The following is a 12750-nucleotide window of genomic DNA, read 5'->3' on the forward strand; positions in this document are numbered from 1 at the left end:
CCCGACCTGGCCGGTGGTCCTGTCGGACGGCGATGTCACCCTCCGGCCGATAAAGCTGCGGGACCAGAAGGCCTGGCGCGAGGTCAACCGGCGCAACCGCGACTGGCTCCGGCCGTGGGAGGCCACGATCCCGCCGCCCGCGCCGTGGGGGCCGGTGGTCCAGCGGCCCACGTACCGCCAGATGGTCCGCCATCTGCGGGCGGAGGCGAACGCGGGCCGGATGCTGCCCTTCGTCATCGAGTACCAGGGCCGCCTGGTGGGCCAGCTGACGGTCGCCGGGATCACCTGGGGCTCGATGTGCGCCGGCCACATCGGCTACTGGGTGGACCGCGAGGTGGCGGGCCGCGGCGTGATGCCGACGGCGGTCGCGTTGGCCGTGGACCACTGCTTCGGGAAGGTCGGCCTGCACCGGATCGAGGTGTGCATCCGCCCCGAGAACATCCCGAGCCGACGGGTCGTGGAGAAGCTGGGGCTGCGCGAGGAGGGGCTGCGGCCGCGTTATCTGCACATCGACGGGGCCTGGCGCGACCACCTCGTCTACGCGGTGACGGTCGAGGAGGTCCCGGAGGGGCTGCTGCGCCGCTGGCACCGGGCGCGCCACTCGCCGTCCCCGCCGAAATAGCGGCGGTCTCACCGCACACCGATAAGCGAATATTTGTTCGAATTAATGGCCTCGGGTAACCGATTCGCCCATAACCTGATCCGAAGAATCACAAAAAAAGTCCGTGATATCAGCGAGATCGTGCGACACACCGGCCCAATTGGCCGATCCCCTCGGCCGCGCCCCTCTACGGTGTGAGGTGTGAGCAGCAGCGGCCTCATCTACGCAGTCATTGTCGGGGCCTGGGCCGCCTACTTGGTGCCCATGTGGCTCCGGAGGCAGGACGAGCTGAACGAAGCCCGTCCGACGGAACGCTTCTCCACTGCCATTCGGCTGCTTTCCGGCCGAGCGGGAATGGAGCGCCGTTACGCCAAGGGGCTGCGTGAGCGCGGTGACGAGCAGGCGGAGCCCCAGCCCCACGCGGACCCGGACGCCGCGACGGAAACGGTTGATTCCGTCGACGCCGACGCCCGGGCCTTCGGCGTGCCCCCGACCAGGGCGGAGCCGAGACCGGCCACCGTCGAACGGGAGCAGCGCGCGGAGCGGGCCCGGCGCGAACAGCGCCTCCAGGTCCTCGCGCGCCGCCGGCGCACCACCGCGCTCCTCTTCCTGGTCTTCACCGTCGGCGCGGTCGTCGCCGCGGTGGGCGGCCTGCACTACCTGTGGGCGCCCGCCGTCCCCGCGCTGCTGCTGAGCGCGTACATCGTGCACCTGCGGGTCCAGGAACGACGGCGCTACGAGTTCACCATGGACCGGCGGCGCGCCGAGGCGGCCGCGCGGCAGCTGCGGGAGAACCGCCCGAGCCGCCGGGAGCCCGAGGCCGCGTCGGGCGGCGAACCGGACCCCGCGCCACCGGTCTCCCCGCAGGAGGCCGGACGGCGCGCACTGGTCGAGCAGACCGATCACGCCGAGTGGGTGGACCAGCAGCGCGAGCGCGAACGCGGCCCCGCCCGCGGTGAGAGCTGGGAGCCCGTCCCGGTCCCGCTGCCGACGTACGTGACCGCCCCGGTGGCCCCCCGCGCCACGGGCCCGGCGGCCCCGGACGCCTGGAGCGCGACCCGCTCCAGCACGGCCGAGCCGACGGAACCCCGCCTGCGCGCCCAGCCCGCGGCCCCCAAGTCGGAGCAGGGGCCGGACCCGAAGGCCCAGACCACCCCGCGCCCGCGCGGCCAGGGCCGGGGACGCACCCCGCTGTTCGACCAGTACGAGGGCGAGGACCGCCCGCGCGCCGCGAACGAGTGATCGATGACCTGCGCGGACGCTCCGGGATATCGGTTTTGGAGCACCCGCGCGGGGATGCTAATGTTTCACACGTCGCAAGGGCCTGTGGCGCAGTCTGGTAGCGCACCTCGTTCGCATCGAGGGGGTCTGGGGTTCAAATCCCCACAGGTCCACAGACGACAGTTCGCGAGTAGCTCTCGGGAACGTCACGAGATCCCGTCCGGTCGAAAGACCGGGCGGGATCTCGGCGTTTGTGGAGCGTGCTGCCGCAGGCCCACCGACTCGGCTTCTGTGCAGGGTGGATGAGTGTTCGGCTCGGCATGCGTTCGGGCCGGGGCCGCCTCCCGCACTCGCTCCAGGCTGGAGCTCCCCTTTCCGCAGGGCCACACATCGGCACGGCCGGCCCTCGGTGGGGGTGGCGGATCGGCGCTTCACCGCGCCCGGGTGGTCTCGTCAGCAGCGGTAGCCGTCGGGGACCTGGAGGAGGGCTACGAAAATCCACACCATGACCGCGGTGCCGGCCGTGCCGCCCAGGAGGGCGACCGTGAGGTTCCAACGTCCCACGTACCCGATGAGCACCGCCCACCACGCCGCTGCCGTGATCGCGAGCAGGGCTCCGTAGAAGATCAGCGCGAGCCCGTTGGCCGCGCTGTTCACCCCTACGTCACATGCCCGCCAGGCGGCTGCCAGCAGTACCGACCCGAGCACGCCGGCGGCCAGACCGGCCACGGGGGCGACCGCACAGCCCCACTGCCCCCGCGTCACTTCCGATTCCTGACCTGCGGGACGTTCTCGCCGTTGCGCTGCGCTTGTTCCATCCGGTCCATCGCGTCGTTGATCCCTTGCCGGAGCTGTTCCTCGGTCAGGTTGTCGCCGTACTTGTCGTAGAGGTCCATGCCGACGCGCATGGTGATCTGATCGCCTTGGTCGTCGTCCCCGGTGAGTAGCGTTTCTCCAAGGGAGGCGCCCTTGATCAAGGTGTCCGCGTCGAAGCCGGCCGCACGGCCGACGTATCCGTAGTGGACGTTGGAGTAGATGTCGTAGAAGACTTCGCGGTTCGTTCCGGGCTGCTTGAAGTAGTAGTCGTCACGCGTCTGAAGGTCGTACCGCTCCTGGAGCTGCGGCTTGTGGTCCCAGTCCTGCCCCGGAGCCACCTTCACGCCCCACATCGTCAGCGCCGCGTTGATGTCGGAACCGTAGTTGCGCCCGAATTCGTACCACTCGGGTTTGTCCAGCAGGGAACGTATCTGCCCGACCGTGTCCGACTTCGCGTTCCGCTTCATCTCCTCGAAGATCCACGTCTCGGCATCGGTGAACTTGTGCTCGCTCCGCGCCGCCCCCGTCGGCGGGATGACGGGACTGGCCGAGGCGTTGAACCCCCCGACGGTGCCGTCGAGGACGTTCCCGTCCACGACCACGGCTTCGAGCGCCTGCTTGACGGCCTTGTCGAACTCGTCCACCGCCCTCACCGCCGCGGCGATGTGCGTGGTCCAGGACTCCTCCACGCTCTTCAGATCCGGGTCGCGCCGCAGCATCCGTGCTTGCGCGGGGTCCTGGACCCGCGTGAAGTCGAAGGTCGCACGTCCCTCTGCCGAGACCGCCATTCCCGCGGCCACGGCGTCGTCCCGCGCCGATTCGACCTTCTTCTTCAGGTCCACGAAACCGGTGTGCGCGTCTGTCAGGAGCTTGGCCACTGCCTTCGCCTCGGTCTGCGCTGACTTGTACTCGCGCCGAGTCGTCGCGAACTTGGTCTGCGCCGCTTCCACACTGAACCCGAGCCAGTTCTGCCCCAGGGTGATCTTCTGGACCGTCTCCCCGTAGCGCTCTTCCACCTTCGACAGATCAGCGGCCACGGATTGCCACTTCTCCGCGGCTGTCGTCAGGACGCCGAGGTCAGTCGTCATGACTTCCTGGTACGTCAACACGTGCCCGATCCCCCTACAGTCCTTCGAGCTTGGATTTCGGTCCCAGTGTCCGCAGTTCGTCACCTGTGTGTACGTCGTTCCGCACGAACAGGCCCGAGGTGCCACGCAGGGAGGTTTTTTCGGCGCTCAGGCGTCCCATCAGCGTCTTGACCTGCTGGTTCCAGGTCTCCGTCAACTTCTTCAAGCCGGAAGCCGTCTCCCAGCCGTCAAGGGTCCTTGCCGCCGCGCTCGTGTTTTCCTTCGCACCGTCTGAGGCCTTCTGGGTGTTGGGCTCCAGCTCGGTCTCGATGGTGTTCGCGGCTGCCTTCTTGTCCGTAGGAGTCGAGCTGAACACGCTTCCACCTCCCGGAGTCAGGAAGCCGCCCGGTACACCATCAGCGCGGTTCAGTTTTGGTCCTGTGCTGTTTGCGTCTCCTGACATGCTCATCCTCCCCAGTTCCCTGGTTCGGATCGTAGGTGGCCCCCGAGCCGCAGCCATAGGTATGGCCAGAGGTGTCCGTAAACAGCCGTCGGGCGCGTGCTTGTGGGTCAGTGCGCCGTGTCGAGGCGGGTGCGCTGGGTCGGGGTGAGGTCGAGGTCGACCGCGGCCAGGTTCTCCTCCAACTGGGCCACCGAGGAGGCGCCGACCAGGGGCAGGACCGGTATGTCGCCGCCCATCAGCCAGGCCAGCACCACCTGGTTGACGGTGGCTCCGGTCTCGGCGGCCACCTCACGGACCGCGCGCAGTCGCGGCTCGGTACCCGCGTGGTCGAAGCCCGGACCCAGCGGCTTGTCCTCGCGGACGTAGGCGCCGGCGATCAGCGGGGAGTACGCGACCTGCGTCAGCGACGGGTTGTCCCGGACGTAGCTGAGCAGATCGCCGCCCACCAGGCCCTGGTTGCCGTCCGGCGAGCGCAGGCTCGGCAGATCGGTGCGCTGGCGCAGGTAGCTGTGGTGGTGCTGGAGCACCTCGTAGCCGGGGACGCCGGCCGCCGCGGCCAGCGTCCGGGCGCGCTCCACCCGCCAGGCCCAGTGGTTGCTCGCGCCCAGCAGGCCCGCCGTGCCGTCCGCGACGACCTCGGCGAAACCGCGGACGGTCTCCTCCAGCGGGGTGTTCTCGTCCATGATGTGCGCGTACAGCAGGTGGATGCGTTCGATGCCGAGCCGCTCCCGGCTGCGCTCCGCGGACTCCCGGATGACCTTCGCGGACAGCCCCTCCACATCGAGGCTGAAGCCGCTCGTGGGCTGGTTGGGGCGGGCGCCCAGCTTGGTGGCGACGGTGATCTCGTCGCCGATGCCGCGGCTGCGCAGCCAACGGCCGACCAGTTCCTCGCTCTCCCCACCCTGGGTGCCGTTGACCCAGAACGCGTAGTTGTTGGACGTGTCGACGAAGGTGCCGCCCGCTTCCACGAAACGGTCGAGGATCGCGTACGACGTGGCCTCGTCGACGGTGGTGCCGAAGGTCATCGTGCCGAGGCTCAGCACGCTCACTTCGCGGCGGGTCTCGACGGCGGTGCCGATGACGCGGTACTTCACGGTGATGCCTTTCGGTTCAGGGATGTCCGGCCCGCGGGCCGGCCGCACAACGTACCCGACACCACCGGCCGGGCGAAGTGCTTATTTCCTCGGTCCCGTCGGGGAGTTGGCCGGGCGAGGATGCGTTCATGACGATCGGTGAGGAACGAAGCAACGGAACGGCCCAGGCCTGGGAGGCGCTCGGCGGGGCGCCCGAACTCGTCGGGCGGGTGCGCCACCGCGGGGTCGGCGATCTGGGACAAGGGCCGCTGCCGGTGGCCGAGTTGGCCCGCGCCACCGTCGCGGCCTGCGGACTGGCCGCCGGGGAGCTCGCCGCGGTGCGGGCCGGGGGCGGGGCGCGGGACGTGGCTCCGCTGGTGGTGGACGAGGGCGCGGTGGCCACGGCGTTCGTCAGCGAGCGACACCTGCGCGTCGAGGGTCGCGCACCGGTGACCTTCGCGCCGTTGTCCGGCTTCTGGCGGACGGCGGACGGCTGGGTACGGACGCACGCCAACTATCCGCACCACGAGGCCGCCTTGGTACGGGCCCTGCGGCTGCCGTCGGCGACGCCGGAGGCGGTACGTGCGGCGGTCGGCGGGCGGACGGCGGTCGAGGTGCAGGAACTCGCCTACGGGGAAGGTGGACTCGCCGTCGCCGTGGCGCGGGAGTACGGGGAACCGCAGCCGCTGCTGGAGCCCGTACGGGAATCAGGGGCGCGGGGCCGGCCGCTCGGCGCGGCCCCGGCCGGCCGGCCCGCCGCGGGGGTGCGGGTGCTGGACCTGACCCGGGTCATCGCCGGGCCCGTCGCCACGCGCACGCTCGGGCTGCTGGGGGCGGACGTGCTGCGGATCGACCCGCCGGGGCTGCCGGAGTCGGACGACGCGTACGCGGACACCGGCTTCGGGAAGCGGTCGGCGCTGCTGGACCTGGCGGAGGCCGAGGACCGGGCCGTCTTCGAGGGGCTGCTGGCCGAGGCGGACGTGGTGGTGACGGGCTACCGGCCGGGGGCGCTGGAACGGTACGGGTTCGGGGCGCGGGAGCTGCTGGAACGGTGGCCGGGTCTGGTGGTGGCCGAGCTGTGCGCGTGGGGGTGGCGGGCGCGGGGCCCTTGGGCGGGGCGGCGGGGGTTCGACTCGCTCGTGCAGGCGGGGTACGGGATCGCTGCGGCGTGTGGGGAGCCGGGAGGGGAGCCCGGAGTGCTGCCGGCGCAGGCGTTGGACCACGGGACGGGGTATCTGGTGGCGGCCGGTGTCCTGCGGGCGCTGGCGCAGGGCGGTGGGCGGGGGCTGCGGTTCTCCCTGGCGGGGACCGCGTCGTGGCTGGTGCGGGGGCTGGGGCGGGAGCCGGTGGGGGCGCCGGTGGGGGCTGCGGGGGGCTACTCGGCGGAGCCGTGGCTGCGGGTGACTCCGTCGGGGTACGGGGTGCTGCGGCACGCCGCCAGTCCCTTCGGGGAGTGGGCGTTGGGGCCGTCGCGGTGGGGGGCCGATCGGGCCGGCTGGCTCCCGCGGTAGGGGTGGACGGGTGCGGCGCCGTTGCGGGGGCGCCGCCCCCGGACCCCCGCGCCTCAAACGCCGGCGGGGCTGGAGGGGGAGCCTCGGACGTCGGCGGGGCTGGAGGGGGAGCCTCGGACGTCGGCGGGGCTGGAGGGGGCGCCCCGAATGCCGGCGGGGCTGGAGGGGGAGCCTCGGACGTCGGCGGGGCTGGAGGGGGCGCCCCGAATGCCGGCGGGGCTGGAGGCGGCGCCGGCGGGACTGGGAGAGCCGGTCGGGGTCAGGCTTCGGTCAGGGGCTTGGTCATGCAGCGGCTCGACTCGTAGAAGCGGTAGTGGCCGAACTTCTCGGACAGGGCGTAGCCCGAGGAGAGGTACAGGGCTATCGCCTCCGGCTGCTGGTCGCCCGTCTCCAGGACCATGCGGTGGCGGCCCGCCGCGCGGGCGTCCTCCTCCAGGATCGCCAGGATGCGGCGGGCGAGGCCCAGGCCCCGGGCCTCCGGGACGACGTACATGCGCTTGAGCTCCGCGTCGCCGTCCGCGTAGCCCTCGTCGTTCTCGTCCTGGGTGCGCCAGCCGCCGCTCGCCACCGGGGTGCCCGTGGCGTCGTAGGCGAGCAGGTACAGGCCGTGCGGCGGCACGAACATCGCCGGGTCGAGGTGGGTGGCGTCGCCCTCACCGTCGTACCGCTCCTGGTACTCCAGCTGGACCTGGTCGTTGAGTTTGACCGCGTCCGGGTGGTCGTACGGCACGGTGCGGAGGTCTATCCGGTGAGACATTCGAATATCGTACGGAACCCTCCCGCTATGGTGCTGGGATGCTCACTGTGACCTCCGTGAATGTGAATGGGATCCGCGCCGCCGCCAAGAAGGGCTTCGGGGCGTGGCTCGACGGAACCGACGCCGATGTGGTCTGCCTGCAGGAGGTACGGGCCGAGGAGGGGCAGATCCCGGACGGGATCCGGACCCCCGCGGGCTGGCACACCGTCTTCGCTCCGGCCGCCGCCAAGGGGCGGGCCGGGGTCGCGCTCTACACGCGGCGGGAGCCCGAGCGCGTGCAGGTGGGATTCGGCAGCGCGGAGTTCGACGACAGCGGGCGGTACCTGGAGATCGATCTGCCGGGTGTGACCGTGGCCAGCCTCTACCTGCCCTCGGGCGAGGCCGGGACGGAGAAGCAGGACGAGAAGTACCGGTTCATGGACGAGTTCCTGACGTACCTGGCGGCGCTGAAGGTGCGGGCCGCCGCCGACGGCCGCGAGGTCGTGGTGTGCGGTGACTGGAACATCTGCCACCAGGAGGCCGACCTCAAGAACTGGAAGACGAACCGGAAGAACGCGGGCTTCCTCCCCGAGGAGCGGGAGTGGCTCGGCAAGGTGTACGCGCAGGCGGGCTACGTCGACGTGGTGCGGGAACTGCACCCGGACGCCGAGGGGCCGTACTCCTGGTGGTCCTACCGCGGGCGGGCCTTCGACAACGACGCCGGCTGGCGGATCGACCTCCAGGTGGCCACCCCCGGGCTGGCGGCGAAGGCGGTGAAGGCCTTCGTGGAGCGGGCGGAGACGCACCCCGAGCGCTGGTCCGACCACGCGCCCGTGACCGTCGTCTACGAGCTGGGCGCCTGACCCGGGCCGTCCGGGCCGCCCGAAGCAAGTAGGCGGTCCATCGCCATCGTCAGCTCGGCCTCGACCACGCTCTTCGCCAGCGGGCGCAGGCGGGTGAGGGCGTCGGGTGACATGTGGGCCGATATGAGATCGGTGAAGAGCAGGGCCATCGCGTCCGCGTGCTCGCGGACGCGGCGGCCGGTCTCCAGGACGGCCGCCAGCGGCACGCCCTCGCGGACCAGGGCCGAGGAGACGTCCAGCAGGCGGCGGCTGACGTGCACGATCGCGTCGCCGTCGACGGCGACGTAGCCGAGGTCCAGTGAGGCCGCCAGGTTCTCCGGCGTGACCTCGCCCTCGAAGTAGTCGGCGAGCGCCTCCGGGGTGAGCCGGACCGGGGTCTCCTCGGACCAGCCGATGCCGAGCAGCTCGCCGAGCTGGCCGACGTCGCGACCGCTCTCGAAGGCGGCGGTCAGCTCGGCGATGCCGCCGAGGGTGTGGCCGCGTTCCAGCAGGGCGGCGATGGTGCGCAGCCGGGCCAGGTGGTGGTCGTCGTACCAGGCGATGCGGCCCTCGCGGCGGGGCGGTGGGAGCAGTTTGCGCTCGCGGTAGAAGCGCAGGGTGCGGACCGGGATGCCGGCCGCTTCGGCCAGTTCCTCCGTGCGGTACTCGCGCACCGTCTTCGCTTGCGTCTCTTCCTTCGCCACAGACGCACCTTATGGCGTACCGGCAGTAACTTTCCGGGTCCGCCCCCTACCCATGAGTACGGAGCTGCTCTACCCTCCCGATTGTGCCAGTGATTGCTGGCAGTGTTTCGATGGTGTGGCGTTGCGGTGCGGTGCGTGGCTGGGACTGCGGATGAGCGGAAGGCGGCGGGCATGGGCATGGGCGGGACGAGCGGCAAGGACGGGCGCGAGCACGTACGGGTGGCGGTGATCGGGTCCGGATTCGGCGGGCTCGGCGCGGCCGTACGGCTGCGACGTGAAGGGATCACGGACTTCGTCGTACTGGAACGGGCCGACTCGGTCGGCGGCACCTGGCGCGACAACAGCTACCCGGGGTGTGCGTGCGACGTGCCCTCGCACCTCTATTCGTTCTCGTTCGCCCCCAACCCCGACTGGCCGCGGACCTTCTCCGGACAGCCGGCCATCCGCGCCTACCTGGAGCACGTCGCCGACACCTTCGGACTGCGCCGGCACATCCGGCTCGACACCGAGGTGCTGATGATGCGCTGGGACACGGACGAACTGCGCTGGGAGATCGAGACCTCGGCCGGGGAGCTGACCGCCGACGTCGTCGTCTCCGCGACCGGGCCGCTGTCCGACCCGAAGATGCCGGAGATCCCCGGGCTCGCCGAGTTCCCCGGCAAGGTCTTCCACTCCGCCCGCTGGGACCACGACTACGATCTGCGCGGCAAGCGCGTCGCCATGATCGGAACCGGTGCCTCGGCCATCCAGATCGTCCCGGCCATCGCCCCCGAGGTGGAGCGACTCACCCTCTTCCAGCGGACCCCGCCGTGGGTCATGCCGCGCACCGACCGGTCCATCACCGCGGTGGAGCGCTGGCTGCACCGCCGGCTGCCCTTCACCCGGGCGGCGCGGCGCGGGCTGCTCTGGGGGATCCGGGAGCTCCAGGTCAGCGCCTTCACCAAGCGCCCGAACCAGCTCGGCCTCATCGAGTCCCTGGCCAAGGCCAACATGGCGCGCTCGATCAAGGACCCGGCACTGCGCGCCCGGCTGACACCCTCCTACCGGATCGGCTGCAAGCGGATCCTGCTCTCCAGCGAGTACTACCCGGCGCTGGCCCGGCCCGATGTGGACCTGGTCGCCTCCGGGCTCAAGGAGATCCGCGGCTCGGTGCTGGTCGCCGCCGACGGGACCGAGACCGAGGTCGACGCGATCATCTTCGGCACCGGCTTCCACGTCACGGACATGCCGATCGCGGACCGGGTGGTGGGCGCGGAAGGGCGGACCCTCGCGGACGCCTGGAAGGACGGGATGCAGGCGCTGCGCGGGGCCACCGCCGCCGGCTTCCCCAACTGGATGACGATCATCGGGCCGAACACCGGGCTCGGGAACAGCTCGATGATCCTGATGATCGAGTCGCAGCTCAACTACATGGCCGACTACCTGCGGCAGCTCGGCATGCTCGGCGGGAAGGTCGCGCTCGGCGCCCGGCCGTCCGCCGTCCACCGGTGGAACCGGCAGGTGCAGGCCCGTATGGAGCGGACCGTGTGGAACACCGGCGGCTGCACGAGCTGGTACCTGGACGCGCAGGGACGCAACACGACGGTCTGGCCGGGGACGACGGGCGAGTTCCGTCGGGAGACGCGGAGCGTCGATCTGGCGGAGTACGAGGTCCTGCGGGTCGCGGAGCCGGAGCGGGTCCCGGTGGCCGTGGCGGCCACCGTTTCGCCTGCCGGTGCCGGTGCCGGTGCCGGTGTCGGTGTCGGCGCGGCACCGTTGCCGGGGGCTCTGCCCCCGGACCCCCGCGCCTCGAACGCCGGCGGGGCTGAGCGGGGCGGCTCAAGCGCCGGCGGGGTCGTATCCGAGGCGGAGGACGTCGCGTGAGTCGGCTGACGCATGTGGTCTCCGGGCCCTACGCCCCGCCCGTCGCACGGCGGGAGCTCGTCGCCGTCTCCGCCGACGGGGCCCGCCTGCACGTCGAGGTCCACGGGGACGAGGACGCGCCTGCCGTGGTGCTGGCCCACGGCTGGACGTGTTCCACCGCCTTCTGGGCCGCGCAGATCCGGGCCTTGGCCGCCACCCACCGCGTCGTCGCCTACGACCAGCGCGGGCACGGGCGCAGCCCCGCCGGCCGGGTGCACAGCACCACCGCCCTCGCCGACGACCTGGTGGCCGTACTGGAGGCCGCCCTCGCCCCCGGGGAGCGGGCGGTCGTCGCCGGGCACTCCATGGGCGGAATGACGATCATGGCGGCCGCGGGCCGGCCCGAGTTCGCCGCGCGGGCCGCCGCCGCGCTGCTGTGCAGCACCGGCAGCTCCCGGCTGGTGGACGAGGCGCTGGTCGTGCCGGTGCGCGCCGGGCGCGTCCGGACCCGTGTCACCGGCGCGGTCCTCGGCTCCCGCGCCCCCCTCGGGCCGGTCACGCCGGTGGCCCGGAAGGTCCTCAAGTACGCCACCATGGGCCCCGGTTCCGCACCCGACAAGGTCGAGGCGTGCGCCCGTATCGTCCACGCCTGCCCCACCGGGGTGCGTCACGCCTGGTCGCAGGTGCTGGCCGGCCTGGACCTCGACGCCGACGTGGCCCGCCTCACGGCACCCACCGCCGTGATCGGCGGCACCGCCGACCGGCTCACCCCGATCGTGCACGCCCGCGGGCTCGCGGCCGCGCTGCCGAACTGCGTGGGCCTGACCGAGCTCACCGGCATGGGGCACATGACGCCGGTCGAGGCCCCCGAGGCCGTCACCGGCGTCCTGCGCGAGCTCGCCGAGCGGTACCTGGGTACCGCGCGACCCGACACCACCGATCTGGGCACCACCGAGAAGGAGAAGACGCCGTGAGCGCTCGCAGGAGTCTGGAAGGCCAGGTCGCCGTCGTCACCGGCGCCGCCCGCGGGGTCGGCGAGCTGCTGGCCCGCAAGTTGTCGGCCCGAGGCGCGAAGATCGCCCTCGTCGGCCTGGAGCCGGAGGCCCTCAAGGAGGTCTCCGAGCGGCTGCACACCGACAGCGACCACTGGTACGCCGACGTCACCGACCACGAGGCCATGGCCCGCGTCGCCGAGGAGGTCAAGCAGCGCTTCGGCAAGGTGGACGTCGTCGTCGCCAACGCGGGCGTGGCCGCCGGCGGCCCGTTCGCCGACTCGGACCCGGACGCCTGGCGCCGGGTGATCGAGGTCAATCTGATCGGCGGGGCCGTCACGGCCCGCGCCTTCCTGCCCGTCCTGACGGAGAGCCGCGGCTACTTCCTCCAGATCGCCTCGCTCGCCGCGATCACCCCGGCGCCGATGATGACCGCCTACTGCGCCTCCAAGTCCGGGGTCGAGGCCTTCGCGCACTGCCTGCGCGCGGAGGTCGGGTACAAGGGGGTCAAGGTCGGCGTCGGCTACCTCTCCTGGACCGACACCGACATGGTGCGCGGCGCCGACCAGGACGAGGTCATGCGGGAGTTGAGGCAGCGGCTGCCGTGGCCGTCGAACCGTACGTACCCGCTGGGGCCGGCCGTCGACCGGATCGTCGCGGGCATCGAGCGGCGCTCGCCGCACGTGTACGCGCAGTGGTGGCTGCGCGGCATGCAGGGGATGCGCGGCTACCTGCCGGGAATCATCGCGACGGTCGGGCAGCGCGAGATGAAGCGCTTCGAACCGCGCCTGGGCGGTGTGTCCAAGGGGCTCGTCGGAGCCGGCGGGGCGGCGGACGAGAAGGAGCGCACACAGAGTCACTGATCGACCCAGGCTTCCGGCC

Annotated in this window: 13 protein-coding genes and 1 tRNA gene; 8 read left to right on the forward strand and 6 right to left on the reverse strand. The window is 71.8% G+C overall.

Going from position 1 to position 12750, the window contains the following annotated elements; genetic code table 11:
• Positions 1-13: 13 nt before the first annotated feature.
• The 3 genes from ACWG52_RS22095 to ACWG52_RS22105 all read left to right on the forward strand — a co-directional run bounded on the left by ACWG52_RS22095 (position 14) and on the right by ACWG52_RS22105 (position 1995).
• Complete coding sequence (locus ACWG52_RS22095; protein ID WP_375937664.1) at positions 14-622, forward strand: GNAT family N-acetyltransferase; 609 nt, start codon at positions 14-16, stop codon at positions 620-622.
• Between the two features lie 180 nt (positions 623-802).
• The gene (sepX, locus tag ACWG52_RS22100) at positions 803-1843 is read left to right on the forward strand and encodes a divisome protein SepX/GlpR (protein ID WP_389815350.1); all 1041 of its coding nucleotides are present in this window, start codon (positions 803-805) and stop codon (positions 1841-1843) included.
• 78 nt (positions 1844-1921) lie between these two features.
• Positions 1922-1995 (forward strand) — tRNA-Ala (locus ACWG52_RS22105).
• A 280-nt stretch (positions 1996-2275) separates the two neighbouring features.
• Here the strand turns inward: ACWG52_RS22105 and ACWG52_RS22110 are convergent.
• The 4 genes from ACWG52_RS22110 to ACWG52_RS22125 all read right to left on the reverse strand — a co-directional run bounded on the left by ACWG52_RS22110 (position 2276) and on the right by ACWG52_RS22125 (position 5262).
• The gene (locus tag ACWG52_RS22110; protein WP_389815353.1) at positions 2276-2587 is read right to left on the reverse strand and encodes a hypothetical protein; all 312 of its coding nucleotides are present in this window, start codon (positions 2585-2587) and stop codon (positions 2276-2278) included.
• Positions 2584-3726 carry a polymorphic toxin type 44 domain-containing protein gene (locus ACWG52_RS22115; RefSeq protein ID WP_390168384.1) on the reverse strand — a complete coding sequence of 381 codons (1143 nt, stop codon included), beginning with the start codon at positions 3724-3726 and terminating at the stop codon, positions 2584-2586. Before ACWG52_RS22115 ends, ACWG52_RS22110 begins: the two co-directional genes overlap by 4 nt.
• Positions 3727-3760: 34 nt before the next feature.
• Entirely contained in the window at positions 3761-4081 is a 321-nt protein-coding gene (locus tag ACWG52_RS22120; RefSeq protein ID WP_390140402.1) for a hypothetical protein, read from the reverse strand.
• Positions 4082-4275: 194 nt separating this feature from the next.
• A complete protein-coding gene (locus ACWG52_RS22125; RefSeq protein WP_389815356.1) occupies positions 4276-5262 on the reverse strand; it encodes an aldo/keto reductase in 987 nt (328 codons plus the stop codon).
• Positions 5263-5390: 128 nt separating this feature from the next.
• Here ACWG52_RS22125 and ACWG52_RS22130 point away from each other — a divergent pair, with 128 nt between their 5' ends.
• Positions 5391-6752 (forward strand): CoA transferase, encoded by a 1362-nt coding sequence (locus tag ACWG52_RS22130; protein WP_389815359.1) that lies wholly within the window; start codon positions 5391-5393, stop codon positions 6750-6752.
• A gap of 259 nt (positions 6753-7011) precedes the next feature.
• Here ACWG52_RS22130 and ACWG52_RS22135 read toward each other — a convergent pair whose 3' ends face one another.
• A complete protein-coding gene (locus tag ACWG52_RS22135; RefSeq protein ID WP_266360831.1) occupies positions 7012-7509 on the reverse strand; it encodes a GNAT family N-acetyltransferase in 498 nt (165 codons plus the stop codon).
• A gap of 38 nt (positions 7510-7547) precedes the next feature.
• Here ACWG52_RS22135 and ACWG52_RS22140 point away from each other — a divergent pair, with 38 nt between their 5' ends.
• Positions 7548-8351, forward strand: a complete 804-nt coding sequence (locus ACWG52_RS22140; RefSeq protein ID WP_389815363.1) for an exodeoxyribonuclease III — start codon at positions 7548-7550, stop codon at positions 8349-8351.
• On the opposite strand, the gene ACWG52_RS22145 is transcribed toward ACWG52_RS22140, so the two are convergent.
• A complete protein-coding gene (locus ACWG52_RS22145) occupies positions 8333-9034 on the reverse strand; it encodes a MerR family transcriptional regulator (RefSeq protein ID WP_389815366.1) in 702 nt (233 codons plus the stop codon). The genes ACWG52_RS22140 and ACWG52_RS22145 overlap by 19 nt on opposite strands.
• A 177-nt stretch (positions 9035-9211) precedes the next feature.
• On the opposite strand from ACWG52_RS22145, the gene ACWG52_RS22150 reads away from it, so the two are divergent.
• The 3 genes from ACWG52_RS22150 to ACWG52_RS22160 are packed head-to-tail and all read left to right on the forward strand — an operon-like array spanning position 9212 to position 12731.
• On the forward strand, positions 9212-10897 hold the full coding sequence (locus tag ACWG52_RS22150; RefSeq protein ID WP_390168398.1) for a flavin-containing monooxygenase: 1686 nt from the start codon (positions 9212-9214) through the stop codon (positions 10895-10897).
• Positions 10894-11850 carry an alpha/beta fold hydrolase gene (locus ACWG52_RS22155; protein ID WP_390140405.1) on the forward strand — a complete coding sequence of 319 codons (957 nt, stop codon included), beginning with the start codon at positions 10894-10896 and terminating at the stop codon, positions 11848-11850. Before ACWG52_RS22150 ends, ACWG52_RS22155 begins: the two co-directional genes overlap by 4 nt.
• A complete protein-coding gene (locus ACWG52_RS22160) occupies positions 11847-12731 on the forward strand; it encodes an SDR family oxidoreductase (RefSeq protein ID WP_389815372.1) in 885 nt (294 codons plus the stop codon). Before ACWG52_RS22155 ends, ACWG52_RS22160 begins: the two co-directional genes overlap by 4 nt.
• The last annotated feature ends 19 nt before the right edge of the window (positions 12732-12750 follow it).

The sequence above is a fragment of the Streptomyces sp. CLCI03 genome, from assembly GCF_053615355.1.